11 protein-coding genes, 1 tRNA gene and 2 pseudogenes are annotated in these 18,964 nt (G+C 71.5%); 3 read left to right on the top strand and 11 right to left on the bottom strand.

Features of this window, described 5'->3' with window-relative positions; genetic code table 11:
- Positions 1-367 (bottom strand): annotated as a pseudogene (locus EST92_RS24275) (mobilization protein); the annotation flags it as partial.
- Here EST92_RS24275 and EST92_RS24270 point away from each other — a divergent pair.
- Positions 362-922, top strand: a pseudogene (locus EST92_RS24270) (tyrosine-type recombinase/integrase); the annotation flags it as partial. The pseudogenes EST92_RS24275 and EST92_RS24270 overlap by 6 nt on opposite strands.
- A gap of 129 nt (positions 923-1,051) precedes the next feature.
- On the opposite strand, the gene EST92_RS24265 reads toward EST92_RS24270, so the two are convergent.
- From EST92_RS24265 to topA, 5 genes are all read right to left on the bottom strand, one after another.
- A tRNA-Thr gene (locus tag EST92_RS24265) sits at positions 1,052-1,125 on the bottom strand.
- A 102-nt stretch (positions 1,126-1,227) separates the two neighbouring features.
- The gene (locus EST92_RS24260) at positions 1,228-2,817 is read right to left on the bottom strand and encodes an alpha/beta hydrolase (RefSeq protein WP_129282924.1); all 1,590 of its coding nucleotides are present in this window, start codon (positions 2,815-2,817) and stop codon (positions 1,228-1,230) included.
- A 282-nt stretch (positions 2,818-3,099) separates the two neighbouring features.
- Positions 3,100-4,362, bottom strand: coding sequence for a DNA polymerase III subunit delta' (locus tag EST92_RS24255; RefSeq protein ID WP_129282923.1), 1,263 nt, complete (start codon positions 4,360-4,362; stop codon positions 3,100-3,102).
- Positions 4,363-4,612: 250 nt separating this feature from the next.
- On the bottom strand, positions 4,613-7,990 hold the full coding sequence (gene tmk / locus EST92_RS24250) for a dTMP kinase (protein ID WP_129282922.1): 3,378 nt from the start codon (positions 7,988-7,990) through the stop codon (positions 4,613-4,615).
- Between the two features lie 142 nt (positions 7,991-8,132).
- The gene (gene topA / locus EST92_RS24245) at positions 8,133-11,006 is read right to left on the bottom strand and encodes a type I DNA topoisomerase (protein WP_129282921.1); all 2,874 of its coding nucleotides are present in this window, start codon (positions 11,004-11,006) and stop codon (positions 8,133-8,135) included.
- A gap of 503 nt (positions 11,007-11,509) precedes the next feature.
- Between topA and EST92_RS24240 the strand changes: the two genes are divergently transcribed.
- Both EST92_RS24240 and EST92_RS24235 read left to right on the top strand, forming a co-directional pair.
- Positions 11,510-12,100 carry a hypothetical protein gene (locus EST92_RS24240; protein ID WP_129282920.1) on the top strand — a complete coding sequence of 197 codons (591 nt, stop codon included), beginning with the start codon at positions 11,510-11,512 and terminating at the stop codon, positions 12,098-12,100.
- Complete coding sequence (locus tag EST92_RS24235) at positions 12,097-12,537, top strand: DUF2752 domain-containing protein (protein WP_129282919.1); 441 nt, start codon at positions 12,097-12,099, stop codon at positions 12,535-12,537. The genes EST92_RS24240 and EST92_RS24235 overlap by 4 nt, the downstream gene beginning before the upstream one ends.
- Before the next feature lie 55 nt (positions 12,538-12,592).
- On the opposite strand, the gene EST92_RS24230 is transcribed toward EST92_RS24235, so the two are convergent.
- The 5 genes from EST92_RS24230 to EST92_RS24210 all read right to left on the bottom strand — a co-directional run bounded on the left by EST92_RS24230 (position 12,593) and on the right by EST92_RS24210 (position 18,409).
- Positions 12,593-12,997, bottom strand: coding sequence for a hypothetical protein (locus tag EST92_RS24230; protein ID WP_129282918.1), 405 nt, complete (start codon positions 12,995-12,997; stop codon positions 12,593-12,595).
- Positions 12,998-13,227: 230 nt separating this feature from the next.
- Positions 13,228-13,425 carry a hypothetical protein gene (locus EST92_RS24225; RefSeq protein WP_129282917.1) on the bottom strand — a complete coding sequence of 66 codons (198 nt, stop codon included), beginning with the start codon at positions 13,423-13,425 and terminating at the stop codon, positions 13,228-13,230.
- 87 nt (positions 13,426-13,512) lie between these two features.
- On the bottom strand, positions 13,513-15,051 hold the full coding sequence (locus EST92_RS24220; protein ID WP_129282916.1) for a methyltransferase: 1,539 nt from the start codon (positions 15,049-15,051) through the stop codon (positions 13,513-13,515).
- Between the two features lie 149 nt (positions 15,052-15,200).
- Entirely contained in the window at positions 15,201-15,785 is a 585-nt protein-coding gene (locus EST92_RS24215; protein ID WP_129282915.1) for a small secreted protein, read from the bottom strand.
- A gap of 218 nt (positions 15,786-16,003) precedes the next feature.
- Positions 16,004-18,409, bottom strand: a complete 2,406-nt coding sequence (locus EST92_RS24210) for a sodium-translocating pyrophosphatase (protein WP_129282914.1) — start codon at positions 18,407-18,409, stop codon at positions 16,004-16,006.
- Between the last annotated feature and the right edge of the window lie 555 nt (positions 18,410-18,964).

Below are 18,964 nucleotides of genomic sequence, written 5' to 3'. Positions count from 1 at the left end.
CCTGGGGCAGGACGCTCTGGTAGATGTCCCGTGTGGTGCGGGGGCGGGCTGCTGCGGCGCGGCGGTTGGGGATGGGGTTGCGTCCGGTGTGCTGGATGCGGGTGATCAGGACGCGGGCGGGTTGGCGAGCGGTGGCCAGTTCGCGCTGGGCGGCTGCTTCCTTGAGGAGTTGGTGGGGTTTGTGGCCGCGGGCTTCGGCGTCGACGAGGACGGTGGCGAGGGCCGGCCAGCCGGTGTCGGCGAGGATCTGCTCGGCGTGTTCGGGGATGGCGGCTCGTACGTCGCTGGCCAGGGTGCGGCGGGTCTCCTCCTTCGGCTGGCGTTGCGCGAGGTCTGTGAGTTCTGGGGTGAGGCCGTGGTCAGCGGCTATCGCGTGGTCGCGCTCGACGACGACACCGTCGATGTCCTGAAGCGGCACCGCGAGCGGCAGGAAGCGGACCGCGCGGAGTGGGGCTCGGCCTGGGTCGAGACCGGCCACGTCTTCACTCAGGAAGACGGCTCCTGGCTGCATCCGGGCAAGGTGACCGACCTCTTCGAGCGCCTCGTCGCCGCCTCCGGCCTCCCGCCGATCCGGCTGCACGACCTGCGCCACGGCGCAGCAACGCTCATGCTGGCCGCCGACATCGACATCAAGATCGTGTCGGATACGCTCGGGCACAGCGACACCCGCACCACACGGGACATCTACCAGAGCGTCCTGCCCCAGGTCGGCAAGAGCGCCGCCGAGGCGACGGCGAAGCTGGTCCCGCTTCAGCGCAAGACCGAGGCGGAGAAGGCGGCCCGCAGGGCCGCGAAGAAGGAGAAGGCCAAGAAGGCCGCGACGAAGAACGCCGGAAAGGGCAAGGGCGGCAAGCCGAAGAACAAGGCGAAAGCCCAGCCCAAGGCCGACATGAAGGCCAAGCTCCGGAAGCCCAAGAAGTAGGTCTCCGAGCGCCCCCGCTCACGCATCGCTCACACAAGCCATCTCGCGGCACCACGGCCGTGTGACGCGTCATGCCCAGAGCAACGCAAAAGGCCAGGTCACGGGCTATGTGACCTGGCCTTTTCACTGAGCCGCCTTCGGGATTCGAACCCGAGACCTACGCATTACGAGTGCGTTGCTCTGGCCAACTGAGCTAAGGCGGCGTGGTGCGCGGCCCAGTCTACACATCGTTGAGGGGTGCTCTGTAACCGGTTTAGGGGCTGGTCAGCGGTTGGCTGGAAGCGGTGTGGGCGGTGTGGTGCGGATCACTTGCAGCGTTTGCCCTTCGGGGGGACGGTGCCGTCGAGGAGGTAGGTGTTGATCGCGGTGTTGATGCAGTCGCTGCCGCGGCCGTAGGCGGTGTGGCCGTCGCCCTCGTAGGTGAGGAGGGTGGCGCTGGAGAGCTGGCCGGCGAGGGCCTTGGCCCAGGCGTAAGGGGTGGCCGGGTCGCGGGTGGTGCCGACGACGAGGATCGGGGCGGCGCCCTTGGCCTCGATGCGGTGGGCCGTACCGGTGGGCTTGACCGGCCAGTACGCGCAGTTCAGGGCGGCCCAGGCGAAGCTTTCGCCGAAGACCGGGGAGGCCTTGCGGAAGCTGGGCAGGGCGGCGCGGACCTGGTCGGGGTTGCGGAAGGCGGACGCGAGGTCGAGGCAGTTGACGGCGGGGTTGGCGTACATCTGGTTGCTGTAGGTGCCGTTCGGGTCGCGCTCGTAGTAGCTGTCGGAGAGGGTGAGCAGCCCGCGGCCGTCGCCGGCCTTGGCCTCGGCGAGGTATTCGCGCAGGACGGGCCAGGCCCGTTGGTCGTACATGGCGGCGATGACGCCCGTGGTGGCGAGGGATTCGGTGAGCTTTCGGGCCTGTCCCGTGGCTGCCGGGTGGGCATCGAGCTTCTTGAAGAGGGCGGACATCTGCTGCTCGGCATCCGCGGTGCTCTTCGTGCCGAGTGGGCAGTCCTTGTGCTTGATGCAGTCCGCGGCGAAGGCCGTGAAGGCGGTGTTGAAGCCGGCGGTCTGGTCGAGGTTGGTGGTGCGGGAGTCCAGCGCCGGGTTCATGGCCCCGTCGAGGACCATACGGCCGACGCGGGAGGGGTAGAGGCCGGCGTAGGTCGCGCCGAGGAAGGTGCCGTAGGAAGCGCCCACGTAGGTGAGCTTCGCGTCGCCCAGGACGGCGCGCAGGACGTCCATGTCGCGGGCGGCCTCGATGGTGGAGACATGCGGGAGCAGCTTGCCGGAGCGGGATGCGCAGCTCTTGGCGAACGCGCGGTAGGCGTGGGCGAGCGTGGTGGTCTCGGCGGGTGAGTCCGGGGTCTGGTCGGTCTGGGTGAAGCGGTCCATCTGCTGGTTGCTCAGGCACTCGACCGGTGCGCTGCGGGCCACGCCGCGCGGGTCCATGGCCACCATGTCGTAGCGGGCGCGGACGGCGGCGGGCTGGGGTGCGTACTGCTGGAGGTAGTCGATCGCCGAGCCACCGGGACCGCCGGGATTGACCATCAGGGAGCCGATCCGGCTGCCGGGGCCGGTGGCTTTCTTTCGGGCCACCGCGAGCTTGAGATCGTTGCCGGCGTCGGGCTTGGCGTAGTCCAGCGGGGCCTTCATCGTGGCGCACTCGAATCCGGACGCTCCGCAGGGATGCCACTTCAGCTTCTGGTCGTAATACGGGCGGAGGTTGCCGGGGGTGGAGGACGGGAGGGGCGCAAGGGTGGCATCGCCGGCGGGGCGCTGGGCACCGGACTCCGTGGTGCGGCCCACGGCCGCCTCATCGCCGGGGGACGAACTCCCCGAGGAACAGCCGGAGATCAGCAGAGCGGTGGCCGCGAGGACGGCGGCGGAGGTGCGGAGCAGACGGCTGGTGGCCATGGGCGGTGTCCCTTGGTCTCGGTCCCTGGAATCTGGAGTGCGGTGCGGTCCCTGGAAGGTGGAGTGCGGGTGGAGTGCGGGGGCTGCGGGCCGGCGGGGTGCCGGGGCGTGGGGGACGTGGAGGGGGGCCGTGGGGCCCGTAGTGGAGTGGCGGTGTTCGGCGGTGGGTGCGGAGTGACGGCTACTGAACGGAGAGTATCCGGGCGGGGACGTTACGTGTGGGGCTTCTTGGAGTGGGCGGGCTGGGTGCGGGGTGGTGGCCCCCTGGTTCGGGGGTGGTGATCAGCCGGCGCGGAGGGCCGCCGTCATGGCCTCGACCGCGAGAAGGGGGGCCACGTTGCGGTCCAGGGCCTCGCGGCAGGCGATGACGGCTTCTATCCGGCGGAGGGTGCGTTCGGGGGTCGAGGTGGTGGCGATGCGCTGGACGCTGTCGCGCACCTCGTCGTTGGCGAGAGCCACCGAGGCGCCCAGCTGGAGGGCGAGGACGTCGCGGTAGAAGCCGGTGAGGTCGACCAGGGCGAGGTCGAGGCTGTCGCGCTGGGTACGGGTCGAGCGGCGCTTCTGCCGGTCCTGGAGCTCCTTCATGGCGCCTGCCGTGCCGCGCGGCAGCCGGCCGCCGGTCCCCGAGGCGGCGCCGAGTGCGGCGCGCAGCTCCTCGGTCTCCTTGGTGTCGACGTCCTCGGCGACCTGCTTGGCGTCCTCGCCCGCGGCGTCGATCAGTTCCTGGGCTGCCTTGAGGCAGCCTCCGATGTCGTCGACGCGCAGGGGGAGTTTGAGCACGGCGGCCCGGCGGGCGCGGGCGCGCTCGTCGGTGGCGAGGCGGCGGGCCCGGCCGATGTGTCCCTGGGTGGCACGGGCGGCCCGGGCGGCGGCCTCCGGCCCGATGCCGTCCCGCCGGACGAGGACCTCGGCGACGGCGTCGACCGGGGGCGTGGTCAGGGACAGCTGGCGGCAGCGGGAGCGGATGGTGGGCAGGACGTCCTCGACGGAGGGGGCGCAGAGCAGCCAGACCGTACGGGGGGCGGGCTCCTCCACCGCCTTGAGGAGGACGTTGCCGGCGCCTTCGGTGAGGCGGTCGGCGTCCTCCAGGACGATCACCTGCCAGCGACCGCCGGCCGGGGAGAGGGAGGACCGCCGGACCAGATCGCGGGTTTCCTTGACGCCGATGGACAGCAGGTCCGTGCGGACGATCTCGACGTCGGCGTGCGTACCGACCAGGGTCGTGTGGCAGCCGTCGCAGAAGCCGCAGCCGGGGGTACCGGTCTCTGCCGCGCGGTCCGGGCTGACGCACTGCAGGGCGGCGGCGAAGGCCCGGGCCGCGGTGGCCCGGCCGGAGCCGGGCGGGCCCGTGAAAAGCCAGGCGTGGGTCATCTGGGAGGCGCTGCCCCCCTCGGCGGGCGGCTCCGGCTGCGCCTCGCGGCCGGGCCCGGACCCGGCCACGGCCGCGGCATGCTCCGCGGTGACGAGGGCATCCGCATCGCGCGCGGCCGCGGCCAGCTGTGCCGTCACCCGGTCCTGGCCGACCACGTCGTCCCACACCGTCATCGCTGTCCGCCGTTCCTGTCCGTTCCGTACTGCTCGTGGCGTGTGGAGTGCGGGTGGGGAGGGTGCCTGCGCCCGGCCACGCACACCACGCATTGCTCCGCGCCTGAACCATTGTGGTGCACCCCACCGACAAACGAACGCGGAAGCCGGCGCAGGCCGCCCGGCGGGCACCCCTCCAGGACCGGAAAACGGCCGTGGCCGCAGCTTTCGGGCTGCGGCCACGGCCGTTGGCAGACGCCTTCCGGGCCGGCTAGCGGCGCCGTCCCCGGCCGCCGCGACGGCCGTTGTCGCCCGCTCCGCCGTCCGTTTCGTCCTCCTCGTGCTCGCCCAGCAGCTCGTCGGCGAGCGTCGGCAGATCGTCCAGCGGGGTCTCCTCCGCCCATTCGGGGCGGGGGCGGTTGCGCTGCGGGGTCTCCACGGGGCGGCCCGTTTCCGGGTCGATCTGCGGGAGTTCGCGGGTGCGCTCGACGCGCGACTCGGCCGGGGAGCCGGACGGCCGTCCCGCTGCCGTGCCGTTCGCCGTCCCCCGCGTCCCCGACGCCTCCGGTGTCTCCTTGCGGAACATCCACGACGGCACGCGGTCGGCGGGGTCGCCGTCCCGGCCGTGCTCGCCCCGTCCACCGGATTCCCGTCCGCCCGAGTCCCGTCCGCCCGAGTCCCGTACGGGCGGCAGGACGGCGGTCTCCTCCGCGTCCGTGCCGGCTCCGCGGTCGTACCCGGAGTCCCGGGCGTCCCGCACCGAGGGCAGCACGGCCGTCTCGTCCGCCGCACCGGACGGCGAGCCGCCCTGCGCCTCGGGCCACGACAGGGCTTCGGTGCGCTCGGCGTCCGCACCGGAACCGGAGGCACCGGAACCGGAACCGGCGGAGTCCTCGGGCGCGCTCTCCGCCAGCCGCTTGCGCAGATCCGCGACCGGCGTCTCCGCGGTGGGCGCCTCGTCCGCTGCCCTGGCCTCGGCCGCCGCCTTGGCCTCCGCCGCGGCCGCCTCCTCAGCGGCCGCCCGCCGTGCCTCCTCGGCGCGGACCAGGGCCGCCTCGGCCTTGCGCTGCTTCTCCAGGCGGCGCTCCTCGGCCTCCTTGCGCAGCCGCGCCTCTTCCTCGTGCTGCTTGCGCAGCCGCTCCTGCTCGGCCTGGCGGGCGCGCTCCTCCGCCTCGCGGCGCTGCCGCTCCGCCTCCGCGGCCTGCCGCGCCTCCTCGGCGCGCTTGCGGGCCTCTTCCGCCTGGCGGGCCTCCTCGCGCGCCCTGGCCTCCTCGGCCTCGCGGCGCTTGCGCTCCTCTTCCTCGGCGCGCAGCTTGGCGAGCTGTTCCTGGCGCTCGCGCTCCAGACGCTCCTCCTCCGCCTTGCGCGCGGCCTCCTCCTCGGCCTTGCGGCGGGCCTCTTCCTCGGCGGCCTTACGGGCCTCGACCTGCGCCTGGATCTCGGCCTCGGACAGCGGGAGCACCTGGTCGAGGCGGTGCCGTACGACGGTGGTGACGGCTTCCGGCTCCTGACCGGCGTCGACCACCAGATAGCGCGCGGGGTCGGCGGCGGCCAGTGTCAGGAAGCCGGCGCGCACCCGCTGGTGGAATGCGGCGGGCTCGGACTCCAGCCGGTCCGGTGCCTCGGTGAAGCGCTCCCGCGCGGTCTCCGGGGAGATGTCGAGCAGCACGGTCAGATGGGGGACGAGGCCGTCGGTGGCCCAGCGCGAGATCCGGGCGATCTCCGTGGGCGCGAGGTTGCGCCCTGCTCCCTGGTAGGCGACCGAGGAGTCGATGTACCGGTCGGTGAGGACGACCGCGCCGCGCTCCAGGGCGGGCCGGATGACGCTGTTGACGTGCTCGGCCCGGTCGGCGGCGAACATCAGCGCCTCCGCACGGTCCGAAAGCCCGGATGTCGAGACGTCCAGGATGATCGAGCGCAGGCGCTTGCCGATCGCGGTGGCGCCTGGCTCGCGGGTCACCACGACCTCGTGGCCCTTGCCGCGGATCCACTCCGCGAGCGCCTCGACCTGGGTGGACTTGCCGGCGCCGTCGCCGCCTTCGAGGGCGATGAAGAAGCCGGTGGGGGCGGGCGCCTGGGCCGGATCACCGCCGCGCAGCGCCTCCAGAAGATCGCGCCGCAGCGGCACGCCCTGCCGGTCGTCGACCTTGCCGAGGACCAGGGCGGCGACCGGCAGCAGCAGCGCGCCGGTCAGCATCAGGGTGTAGGCGGCGCCGCCGTAGGCGAAGGTGAAGGTGCCGTTTCCGAGGTGGTGCGGGCCGATGACGGCCGCGAGCAGCGGCGCGACGATGGCGGCCACCGCGACCGAGAGCCGCACGACGGCGTGCAGATGCTCGGTCGTGCGGGCGGTACGGGACTCCTCGGACTCCTGGTCCAGCAGGACGTGCGCCGTATTGGCGGCCGTCCCGGCGCAGATACCGGCCAGGAGTGCGAGGACCAGCACCGTCGTCGCGTCCGGGACCAGCCCCATGGCCAGCAGCGAAAGGCCGGTGGCGGCCACCGCAAGGGCGAGCAGCCGGCGCCGGGAGAGGACGGGCAGCACGCGGTGGGCGCCGCGGATGCCGACGGCCGTGCCGCCGGTCAGCGCGAGCACCACCAGCGCGAAGGCGGCCGGTCCGCCGGCCAGGTCGTAGCCGTGCAGCACGGCGAGCGAGACGGCGGCGGCGACCGCGGCGGCCACCGCGGCGCAGGTCGTCACGAGCAGCGGGATGGCGCCGGTGCGGCCCTTGTCGGCGGCCGCCCGGACGGCGCCCTGCTCGGGCTTGTCGCCCTGGGCCTGCTGTGCGGTCTTCGCTCCCGTGGCCTTCGGGCGGCGCAACCCCTCCAGAGGGGAGCGCGGCCGCGGCGTCTGCACCCCGGGGAGTTCGATGAAGTAGAGGATCGATACGGAGGCAGCGAACAGACCGGCGGCGACATACGAGCCGAGCGCGGCCTGGTGCAGGTGGAACCAGTCGATGCCGGTGCTCAGCAGCTTGCTGACGAGCGTGACGACCACCAATACGGCGGCCGCGATCGGCAGCGAGACGAAGGCGGTGCGCAGCGAGAGGCGGCGCAGGGCGTCCATGTTGTCCGGGAGCGGGCGGACGGCGGAGCCCTCCGGGGGCGGCGCGGGCAGCAGCCCGGGGGCCGCGCTCTCCCGCGCGACGGTCCAGAAGCGTTCGGCGACGCCGGTGACGAAGACCGTGACCAGCAGCCAGGCCAGTGCGTTGTCCGGCGCCCAGTCGATCCACAAGGGCGCGATGACCAGCAGCGCGAGCCGCAGCAGATCCGCGCCGATCATCGTCCAGCGCCGGTCCAGCGGCCCCGACGGCGCGGTGAGCGCGGAGAGCGGGCCCAGCAGGACGGCCCCGAAGAGCAGCGTCGACAGCATCCGGGCGGCGAAGACCGCGGTGACCGCAAGGGCGGCACCGCGATAGCCACCGCCGAAGACGGGCTCACCCCCCAGGGGTACGTACAGCGCCGCCTGCAGGGCGAGGAGTACCAGGACAAGCATGGACAGGGCATCGCCGATACCCCCGACGAACTGGGCGCTCCACAATCGCTTCAGTGGGGGGAAGCGGAGCAGGGCTCGCACGGCGCGCTCGCGGGAATCCGCCGCTAGGGCGCCAGAAGTGGGGGTCACGACCGTTGGCTGCTCGGCACGCGTCATCTCGCCAGCCTATCGGGACACGCCACGCCGTCGAGCGCCTGCCCGAACAAATGGGCGGACCCGACGGAACGTATCCGTCGGGCCCGCCCCTGTCCTGCGGTTTTGCGTCCGGCCGGTCCGCCGGAGCGCCGCCGGCCCTCGGCTAGTCCTCGGCCGACGCCGCCGTCTTCTTCGCCGCCGCGGTCTTCGCGGTGGCCTTCTTGGCGGTCGTCTTCTTCGCCGTGGTGGTCTTCTTCGCCGCGGTCTTCTTGGCTGCCGTCTTCTTCGCAGCCGTCTTCTTGGCCGGCGCCTTCTTGGCCGCCTTCTTGGCGGTCTTCTTCGCCGGCCCCTTGGCGCGCTTCTCCGCCAGCAGCTCGTAGCCGCGCTCGGCGGTGATCGTCTCGACGTCGTCGTCCCGCCGCAGGGTCGCGTTGGTCTCGCCGTCGGTGACGTACGCACCGAAGCGGCCGTCCTTGACCACCACCGGCTTGCCGCTGACCGGGTCCGTGCCCAGCTCCTTCAGCGGCGGCTTGGCGGCGGCCCGCCCGCGCTGCTTGGGCTGGGCGTAGATCGCCAGCGCCTCGTCGAGGGTGATGGTGAACAGCTGCTCCTCGCTCTCCAGGGAGCGCGAGTCGGTGCCCTTCTTCAGATACGGGCCGTAGCGGCCGTTCTGCGCGGTGATCTCGACGCCCTCGGGGTCCTTGCCGACGACGCGCGGCAACGACATCAGCTTGAGCGCGTCCGCCAGGGTCACGGTGTCCAGCGACATCGACTTGAAGAGCGAGGCGGTGCGCGGCTTGACCGCGTTCTTGCCGGTCTTCGGGGTGCCCTCGGGCAGGATCTCGGTGACGTACGGGCCGTAGCGGCCGTCCTTGGCGACGATCTGGTGGCCGCTGGCCGGGTCCATGCCCAGCTCGAAGTCGCCGCTCGGCTTGGCGAGCAGCTCCTCCGCGTACTCCACCGTCAGCTCGTCGGGCGCCAGGTCGTCGGGGACATCGGCGCGCTGATGGCCTTCGGCGTCCTTCTCCCCGCGCTCGACGTACGGGCCGTAGCGGCCGACCCTCAGCTTGATGTCCTCGCTGACCGGGAAGGACGAGATCTCCCGGGCGTCGATCGCGCCCAGGTCCTCGACCAGTTCCTTGAGCCCGCCGAGGTGGTCGCCGTCGCCGTTGCCGGCGTCCGCGGCGCCGCCCTCGCCATGGCCCTCGCCGAAGTAGAAGCGCCGCAGCCACGGCACGGACTGCGCCTCACCGCGCGCGATGCGGTCGAGGTCGTCCTCCATCTTGGCGGTGAAGCCGTAGTCGACCAGCCGGCCGAAGTGCTTCTCCAGGAGGTTGACCACCGCGAAGGACAGGAACGACGGGACGAGCGCGGTGCCCTTCTTGAAGACGTAGCCGCGGTCGAGGATCGTGCCGATGATCGACGCGTACGTCGACGGGCGGCCGATCTCGCGCTCTTCGAGCTCCTTGACCAGCGTGGCCTCGGTGTAGCGGGCCGGCGGCTTGGTCGCGTGCCCGTCGGCGGTGATCTCCCGCGCGGCCAGCGCGTCGCCCTCGGCGACCTGCGGCAGCCGGCGCTCGCGGTCGTCGAGCTCCGCGTTCGGGTCGTCCGCGCCCTCCACATAGGCCTTGAGGAAGCCGTGGAAGGTGATGGTCTTGCCGGACGCGCTGAACTCGGCGTCCCGGCCGTCGGCGGCCCGGCCACCGATCTTGACGGTGACGGAGTTACCGGTCGCGTCCTTCATCTGCGAGGCGACGGTCCGCTTCCAGATCAGCTCGTAGAGCTTGAACTGGTCGCCGGTCAGACCGGTCTCGGCCGGGGTGCGGAAGCGGTCGCCGGAGGGGCGGATCGCCTCGTGCGCCTCCTGGGCGTTCTTGACCTTGCCGGCGTACGTGCGCGGCTTGTCCGGCAGGTAGTTCGCGCCGTACAGGTGCGTCACCTGCGCCCGGGCCGCGGCGACCGCGGTGTCCGAGAGCGTGGTGGAGTCCGTACGCATATAGGTGATGAAGCCGTTCTCGTACAGCTTCTGCGCCACCTGCATCGTGGCCTTGGCGCCGAAGCCGAGCTTGCGGCTGGCCTCCTGCTGGAGGGTGGTCGTCCGGAACGGGGCGTACGGCGAGCGGCGGTAGGGCTTGGACTCCACCGAGCGCACCGCGAAATCGGTGTGCTCCAGGGCGGCGGCGAGCGCGCGGGCGTTCGCCTCGTCCAGATGGAGGGCGTCGTTCTTGAGCTGCCCGTTGGAACCGAAGTCACGGCCCTGCGCGATACGGCGGCCGTCGACGGTGTTCAGCCGGGCGGTCAGGGTCGACGGGTCGCTCGCTCCCCCAGCCTCGGCTTCGCTCGCCCGGGGGGACCCCCATCCGGCCCGGCCGGTGGCGAAGGTGCCGGTCAGGTCCCAGTACTCGGCGGAGCGGAAGGCGATGCGCTCGCGCTCCCGCTCGACGACGAGCCGGGTCGCCACGGACTGGACCCGGCCGGCCGACAGCCGCGGCATGACCTTCTTCCACAGGACCGGCGAGACCTCGTAGCCGTAGAGGCGGTCGAGGATCCGGCGGGTCTCCTGGGCGTCGACCAGCTTCTGGTTCAGATCGCGCGGATTGGCGACGGCCTCGCGGATCGCGTCCTTGGTGATCTCGTGGAAGACCATCCGGTGGACGGGGACCTTGGGCTTGAGGATCTCCTGGAGGTGCCAGGCGATGGCCTCGCCCTCGCGGTCCTCATCTGTGGCGAGATAGAGCTCATCGGACTCGGCCAGCAGCTCCTTGAGCTTCTTGACCTGGTCCTTCTTATCGCTGTTGACCACATAGATCGGCTGGAACTCGGCATCGACATTCACACCGAGACGGGCCCAGGGCTCGCCCTTGTACTTCGCCGGGACCTCCGCGGCACCGTTGGGCAGGTCCCGGATGTGCCCGACGCTGGCCTCGACCACGTAGCCAGGGCCGAGGTAGCCCTTGATCGTCTTCGCCTTGGCAGGCGACTCGACGATGACGAGTCGGCGGCCGCCGCCGTCTGCGGTCTCGCTGGTCGGGGACAACTTCGCTCTTCTCTCCGGTCGACGCTGGGAATACCCCCCGGTCGGACGTTGGGGGCGCACTGCGGTGACGCTTGACGCTGCGGAGTGTGACGGTACCTCCCGGCCCCGTGTCAAACGGAAAAACCCCGCAACGCCACTCGAACGGTAACCCGACTACATGCCTTCATGCCGCCCGGACCGCACCAGGCGTTCCCCGCGGGCCGGGAGCGGGGCCGGTGGATCATGGCGGGCCGGCGCCGCTTCCCGGCGCCCACCTCGGAGGACTCCTGCGGACCGCGGCCCCGGCACCATCGGCGATCTCACACAGTGACGGATCCCCGACGGTTCGCCGCCCGCCCGGCGTCGCCCGGCGCACCGTCCGCGGGCGGCCGACCGTCACAGGGCGGCGACGGATGCCGTCATTGCCTTGATACAGCATGTGAGCGGGCTGGCAGGATGGACACGGCACGGCTCGCCGTTCGAGCCGAGTACGGCCGTCATCACGTACCTCGGGGGGACCACCCATGACGAACCAGTACCCCGGACCGCCCCCGGAACAGTCGCCCGGCGGGCCCGGCCAGAACCCTTACGCCACCCCGAACAGCGGCGCGCCCGCGGGCGGCGGATACGGCTTCCCGCAGGGCGGCCGCCCCGGGGAGCCCGGATACGGCTATCCGCAGGCCGCCTCGCAGCAGCCGCCCGCGCCCGGTTTCCCGCCGGCCGCCGCGCCGCAGCCGGCCCCCGGCGGATTCCAGGGCGGCGCCCAGCCCGGCGGAATGCTGCTGTCGCTCGGCGACATCGCGGTCAGCGGCGACACGGTCATGACGCCTGCCGGGCCGATGCCGCTCAAGGGCGCGGTGTGGACGGCGACCGATATGTCGCGGACGGAGGAGAGGATGCCGACGCACGCGGTCGTGCTCGCCGTGGTCTTCTTCCTCTTCTGTCTGCTCGGTCTGCTCTTCCTGCTGATGAAGGAGCGGGTGACGACCGGGTTCGTGCAGGTCACGGTCAACAGCGGCGGCCGGCACCACTCCACGATGATCCCGGTGCAGTCCCGCGAGCAGGTCATGTTCGTGCTCAACCAGGTCAACTACGCCAGGTCGCTGAGCGTGTGAGCCCCGAGGAGCCGTGGGGCCCCGCCGCGCCTGCGGGCCCCACCGGGGCGACGGTCCGGAAGCGCGCCCTCCGCACCGCCTCGATCGCGCTCGCGCTGGGTGTCCCCGCCGCCGTCTACCTCTGGCACACCGATCCGCACCGGCCGGGGCAGCTGCTGCTCCCCTGCCCCTTCAAATGGGCCACCGGGCTGCTGTGCCCGCTGTGCGGCGGGACGCGGATGGCGTACGACCTGATGCACGGCGACGTGCTGACGGCCTTCCACGACAACGCCGTGCTCCTCGCGCTCGGCGGGCCGGTCGCGGCGTATGCCGTCACGCGCTGGCTGGTCGCGGGCCTGCGCGGGCGCACGTACCGGCCGCGGGTGACGGCCCGCGGCAATGCCGTGGTGCTCGGCATTGCCGCGGTGTGGATGATCGCCCGCAACGTCGTCGGTTAGCGCGCGGCCGCCGGAGCGGCCGCGGAGCGGTCCCGCGTCAGCGGACGGTCCAGGATCAGCGGACGGTGACCTTGACCACCGGCGAGAGGGTGCTGCCGGCGCCCATACGGAGCTGGTTGACGCCCTTGAGGCCGAGCTTGACCCGCACCGAGTAGGTGCCGCTGGAGTTCACCGGCGTCTGGGCGGGCAGCGAGACCCACTTCGTGCCCTGCTTCTGCTGGACGGTGACCTTGGTGCCGGCCTTGAGGCCCTTGGCTTCGCCGGAGATCCGGAACTCCTGCCAGGCGTTGACCGTGGTCGCGCTGGCCTTGGCCGTCAGGCTGGCGGCGGCCGGCGCGGTGGCCACGACGGAGGAGGGCGAGTGGAGGTCCTGCGGCGCGGCGAAGGCCGCGGCGGTGCCGCCGCCGAGCAGGGTGACGGCGATGACGCCGACGGTGGCGTAGCGAAGTGCACGGTTCATCTGAGTTCCTCACTGAGGTGTCGGTGCGCCTGCCGGTCTGGTGGCCGTTGGCCGACCGGCCTGTTGAGACCTGCACTGAGGAACATGGCTGACGGCACCGGAAAGTTCCCGCTTACCGCCACAGACCGGCCAACTCCGGCGGAACTGGCCGGAAGTGAATGTACTGCCACGTCAGGGCAGTTGAGGCCGGCGCTTCCGCGCGGCGGCGAAGGTCGGCAACACGACCGCGGCTACAGCGCCGCCAGCAGCCAGCAGCCCGTGGTCAGGAACACCACCCCGGACAGCAGCGCCGTCACGGTGGCGACCGGACGGCTGACACCGTCGGCGACCGGCATACCGGTCCGCATGCACAGCCCCGTCCACGCCAGCAGCCCACCGCCGAACAGCGCGAATGCCGCACCGGCGAAGGCCTCGGGTCCACTCTCCATGCGGGGAGCGTGACACGCCAGGGCGGCCTCCGGGCGAACGCCGGATGAACGGCTTTCGCGTGTCCCGCACCGCTCCCCCGCTTCGCGTCAGTCGCCCGCCGCCACCGGCTCCAGGAACCCCTGCTCGACCAGCATCCGGATCGAGGAGGGGGTGCGGTCCCGCAGCAGGACCGGGTCCTCGCCGACGAGTTGGGCGATGGCGTCCAGGATCCGTCCGGCGGGCAGCGAGCCGTCACACACCCCGGCGAAGCCCGCGCCGACCGTGTCCACCTTCGTCGCGCGCCGCATACCGCGGTTCTGACGCAGCACCACATGCTCCGGGTCCTCCGACCCGGGCAGCCCGACCTGCTCCTGCACCACCCCGTCGGCGAGCCGGAAATGGGCGGCCAGCAGCGCCGCGTCGTCCGTGGCCCGCAGGTAGTCCTGGCGGGCGAAGTGCCCTACGACCGACTCCCCCAGGGGCTGTTCGACCGGATGCGGCCATTCCTCGACCGTGATGGACGGGGTGTCCGACCCGGACTTGCGCAGGGTGATCCAGCCGAAGCCGACGGCCTTGGTCTTGTGCGCCTCGAACTCGTCGAGCCAGGCGTCGTACCGCGCGGTGTACGTCTCGTCACCGGCACGGTGGTCGCCCGCGTCCCGCAGCCACAGCTCGGCGTACTGGGTGACGTCCTGCACCTCGCGCTGCACGATCCAGGCGTCGCAGCCGCGCGGTACCCAGGAGCGCAGCCGGTCGTGCCACTCCTCGCCCGCCACGTGCTGCCAGTTGGCCAGCAGCTGGCAGTAGCCGCCGTCATTGAGCCGCGCGGCCGACTGCTGGACGAGCGTGCGGCACAGGTCGTCGCCGCCCATGCCCCCGTCGCGGTACGTCAGGCGGGCGCCCGGCGAGATCACGAACGGGGGGTTGGACACGATCAGGTCGTACGTCTCCTGCCCGACGGGCTCGAACAGCGAGCCCTCCCGCAGATCCGCCGCCCCGGCCCCGGAGAGCGCCAGCGTCAGCGCGGCGATCCGCAGCGCCCGGGGGTTGAGGTCCGTGGCGGTGACCCGGGTCGCGTGCTGGGCGGCGTGCAGCGCCTGGATGCCGGAGCCCGTACCGAGGTCGAGAGCCGTGGCGACCGGGCGGCGCACGGTGAGGCCCGCGAGGGTCGTGGAGGCGCCGCCGACGCCGAGCACCAGCTGAGCGCGGTCCGTGTCCCCGTCGCCCCGGATGCCGCCGGCGCCACCGACCGCACACCCCAGATCGGAGACGATCCACCAGTCCTGCCCCTCGGGGCCGCCGTACGGACGGACGTCCACACTGGCGCGCAGCTCGTCGCCGTCCTGCACCAGCCAGCCGTCGGCGAGGCAGTCCGCGACCGGCAGCGCGGCCCGGGCCCGCGGCAGCGCCACCGGACGCTGCAGCAGGAACAGCCGCACCAGGGTCTCCAGCGGGCCGTCGCCGCGCGTCGCCCGCACCGCGGGGACGGTCTCGCTGCGCGCCAGCGCGGCATAGGCCGGGGCGCCGAGCAGCTCCAGCAGCCCGTCGGCGGTGAAGTCGGCGGCCAGCAGCGCCTCGCGCAGCCGGGCGGTGCGGGCGCTGCTCTCGGGGTCCTGGACATCTGCGGTGGGGAGGTGCGTACTCACGCCACCATTGTCGGCCCTGCCACCGACAATCGGCGACGGCCCGGCGCCATGCCCTTTCCGGGCGCGTCGCCGGGCCGTCCCAAGCCGTGACGGGTCCGCGTGCACCGCGGTCCGCAGGCAGTTCGTCCGTCCCTGCCGTCCCCGGGCCGCTACGCCTTCTTGGACTGCGTGGGGGCCGGGGAGCCGGACGCGGCCGGGTTCTGACAGCCCTTCTGGTTGGCCATCGCCGTGCCGACGTCGCCGGCCTCCAGGTTCTTGAAGGCCGCCTCGCTCTGCTTGTTGAGCTTGTTGATGCCGTTGGAGAGATCGCGCAGACCGTCCGCGAACTTCAGCTTGTCCGAGGTGTCCAGAGCCTTGACCTGCTTCTGGAGGTCCGCATATCCCTTGGACAGCGAGTTGAGCTCCTTGACGGCGTTCTGCTGGGCCTGCTTGCCCTGATCGGTGGGCGGCGGCCCGGCCTTCTCCAGGGACGTGGCCAGCGAGGCGTAGGCCTGCGAAATCTTCTGGAAGGCCGCGGAGTCGGTCTGCTGGACCTTCTTGGAGTCCGTGCTGCCGTTGTCGGCCGTCTGCATGGCGCCGTTGGCGTCCTGGATCTGCTTGAACTGAGCCTGCGCAGGGTCGCAGAAACTCTTCGCCCAGTTGTTGAGCTTCTTCTGGCTGTCGTCACTACAGCCGGTCAGCGTGAGCACCAGTGCCGCACCGCCGGACAGTGCAGCCACAAGCTTCTTGTTCACCGGATTGGTCCCTTCCATGGCTCTCGGCCCCGGAACATACACGTCCAAAGGGCCTGGGCAACGGGTCGGCCATCCCGGCCTGTCCTCATTGCAGCCATTTGCACCAAGCTCCGCAGGGCCACCCGAGCACACGGAAGGCGGGTGGCCGGCGTCCGCAAAAAACGCCGTCCACCCGCCCAGTTGAGCGGTCCGCGCGCCCTTCCGGCGATCCTTGCCGGCTAGGAAGCCACCACCGTCTTGACCGATTTGGCGATGCCTTCGGGATCTTCGGAGTTGTCTTCGTCACCCACGGCGATTCCCCGCCGCTTGGAGACGTAGACCGCGCCGACGATGACGGCGATCGCCAGCAAGGCGACCACGAGCCGTACGCCGACGCTCTTGTCCTGCCCGTATGAGAACTTCACCACAGCCGGCGCGATCAGCAGCGCCACCAGGTTCATGACCTTCAGCAGCGGGTTGATCGCCGGGCCCGCGGTGTCCTTGAACGGGTCACCCACGGTGTCTCCGATGACCGTCGCGGCATGCGCCTCGCTGCCCTTGCCTCCGTGGTGGCCGTCCTCGACGAGCTTCTTGGCGTTGTCCCACGCGCCACCGGAGTTGGCGAGGAAGACCGCCATCAGCGTGCCGGTGCCGATCGCGCCGGCCAGGAAAGAGCCGAGCGCGCCGACGCCGAGCGAGAAGCCGACCGCGATGGGGGTGAGCACCGCCAGCAGCCCGGGAGTGGCGAGCTCACGCAACGCGTCCTTGGTGCAGATGTCGACGACCCGTCCGTACTGGGGCTTCTCGGTGTAGTCCATGATTCCGGGGTGCTCGCGGAACTGCCGGCGCACCTCGAAGACGACCGCTCCCGCCGACCGCGACACCGCGTTGATCGCCAGCCCCGAGAACAGGAAGACGACCGAGGCGCCGAGGACCAGCCCGACCAGGTTGTTGGGCTGCGAGATGTCCAGACTCAGGCCCATGCCACTGGCGGCGGTGCCGACGCCCTGGACGGCGGTGGCGATCGCGTCCCGGTAGGAGCCGAAGAGCGCGGCCGCGGCCAGTACGGCCGTCGCGATGGCGATGCCCTTGGTGATGGCCTTGGTGGTGTTGCCGACCGCGTCCAGGTCGGTGAGCACCTGCGCGCCGTCACCCGTGACATCGCCGGACATCTCCGCGATGCCCTGGGCGTTGTCGGAGACCGGACCGAAGGTGTCCATCGCCACGATCACGCCGACGGTGGTCAGCAGGCCGGTACCGGCCAGCGCCACCGCGAACAGCGCCAGCATGATGGAGGCCCCGCCCAGCAGGTACGCCCCGTAGACGGCCAGACCGATCAGCACCGCCGAGTAGACCGCCGACTCCAGGCCGATCGAGATGCCGGAGAGCACGACGGTGGCCGGGCCGGTCAGCGAGGTCTTCCCGATGTCCCGTACGGGACGCCGGGTGGTCTCGGTGAAGTAGCCGGTCAGCTGCTGGATCAGCGCGGCGAGCACGATGCCGATGGCGACCGCCACCAGCGCCAGCATCCGCGGGTCGCCGATCCGGCCCAGGATGCCGGGGTCGGTGACGCCGGTCAGGTCGCTGTAACGGGACGGCAGGTAGGTGAACACCGCGGCGGCCACCAGAACCAGCGAGATGCCCGCGGAGACGAAGAACCCGCGGTTGATCGCCGTCATGCCGCTGCGGTCGCGGCGCCGGGGCGCGACGACGAAGATGCCGACCATCGCGGTGAGCACCCCGATCGCCGGGACCAGCAGCGGGAAGGCGAGCCCGGCGTCGCCGAAGGCCGCCATGCCCAGGATGAGGGCGGCGACCAGGGTCACCGCGTACGACTCGAAGAGGTCGGCAGCCATACCGGCGCAGTCACCGACGTTGTCGCCCACGTTGTCCGCGATGGTCGCGGCGTTGCGCGGGTCGTCCTCGGGAATGCCCTGCTCGACCTTGCCGACGAGGTCGGCGCCGACGTCCGCGGCCTTGGTGAAGATGCCGCCGCCGACCCTCATGAACATCGCGATCAGCGCGGCGCCGAGACCGAAGCCCTCCAGCACCTTGGGCGCGTCGACCGCGTACACGAGCACCACGCAGGACGCGCCGAGCAGGCCCAGCCCCACGGTGAACATACCGACGACGCCACCCGTACGGAATGCGATCTTCATCGCCTTGTGGGAGACGGCCGTAAGATCCTTTTTCTCGGTGTCCCCCTCGGCCGGAGTGGCTTCCCGGGCGGCAGCGGCCACGCGCACATTGCTGCGCACGGCGAGCCACATGCCGATATAGCCGGTGGCCGCCGAGAATCCGGCGCCGATCAAGAAGAAGGCGCTACGTCCGGCGCGCTGCGTCCAATTGTCCGCAGGAAGCAGCATGAGCAGGAAGAACACCACGACGGCGAATACGCCGAGGGTCCGCAACTGCCGTGCCAGGTAGGCATTTGCGCCTTCCTGCACGGCCGCCGCGATCTTCTTCATACTGTCGGTTCCCTCACCGGCCGCGAGCACTTGGCGGACCAGCACCGCCGCGACAGCCAGCGCCGCCAGGGCGACCACGGCGATCACCAGCACGATGCCGCGGTTGCCCGCCGTAAGAGACGGCCCGGCCAGAAAAGTGGGGGTGTCAAGCAACTGAGGGGTGTAAGGCCCCGCCATTCGTCCTCCTTGACGTTTGGCACATGGGCGCGCGGAAGCACGCTCAGGCGTCCTGAGCAAGATGTGGACGGATTGTAGGGAGCCGCGGTTGATCAAAACAGTACGCGTCAAAGGGAATTCGCCGGTAGCGGCGAAGATCAAAAGGCCGAGGCCGCTCGGAATTCGCTCGGACGAAGGAATGCAGCGAATTCACTGACCGCTGCCCGATGATCTCTCTGTCGTACTGATCGTTCTCGCCGGCGTACTGATCGTCGCTGCTCAAGGATGCCGCCTCGGAACCCGGGCCGTTTGAGGCCGGCGTGACACCGGAGAGAATTGATCCGCCCCGCTACGGCTGAACGGGTGAACCACCACGTGCCCACCCCCTCCCGGCAGCCGGCGAAGCCACACCGGATCAAGTCCGGATCGCATCGCATGAGGACGGGGGCCACCGCATGAGGAGGGTGGCTACGGGTGGCTCATGCCGGTGGGCGTCCCGATGCCGGTGGGGCGGCCTCAGAACGGTCGAGTGGGCTCATGGGGGTGGGGTGGGCTCACGACGATGCGGTCGTCTTG

The organism is Streptomyces sp. TM32 (assembly GCF_004122755.1).
Lineage (GTDB): Bacteria > Actinomycetota > Actinomycetes > Streptomycetales > Streptomycetaceae > Streptomyces > Streptomyces sioyaensis.
Note: the sequence above shows the minus strand (reverse complement) of the source record. Positions and strands in the feature narration are given on the sequence as shown.

What these genes read in the sequence shown, in the direction of transcription:
- EST92_RS24260 (WP_129282924.1), bottom strand. Translation starts at nt 2,817, where the DNA reads ATGGCCACCAGCCGTCTGCTCCGCACCTCCGCCGCCGTCCTCGCGGCC.
- EST92_RS24255 (WP_129282923.1), bottom strand. Translation starts at nt 4,362, where the DNA reads ATGACGGTGTGGGACGACGTGGTCGGCCAGGACCGGGTGACGGCACAG.
- EST92_RS24230 (WP_129282918.1), bottom strand. Translation starts at nt 12,997, where the DNA reads ATGAACCGTGCACTTCGCTACGCCACCGTCGGCGTCATCGCCGTCACC.
- EST92_RS24210 (WP_129282914.1), bottom strand. Translation starts at nt 18,409, where the DNA reads ATGGCGGGGCCTTACACCCCTCAGTTGCTTGACACCCCCACTTTTCTG.
- EST92_RS24240 (WP_129282920.1), top strand. Translation starts at nt 11,510, where the DNA reads ATGACGAACCAGTACCCCGGACCGCCCCCGGAACAGTCGCCCGGCGGG.
- tmk (WP_129282922.1), bottom strand. Translation starts at nt 7,990, where the DNA reads ATGACGCGTGCCGAGCAGCCAACGGTCGTGACCCCCACTTCTGGCGCC.
- EST92_RS24225 (WP_129282917.1), bottom strand. Translation starts at nt 13,425, where the DNA reads ATGGAGAGTGGACCCGAGGCCTTCGCCGGTGCGGCATTCGCGCTGTTC.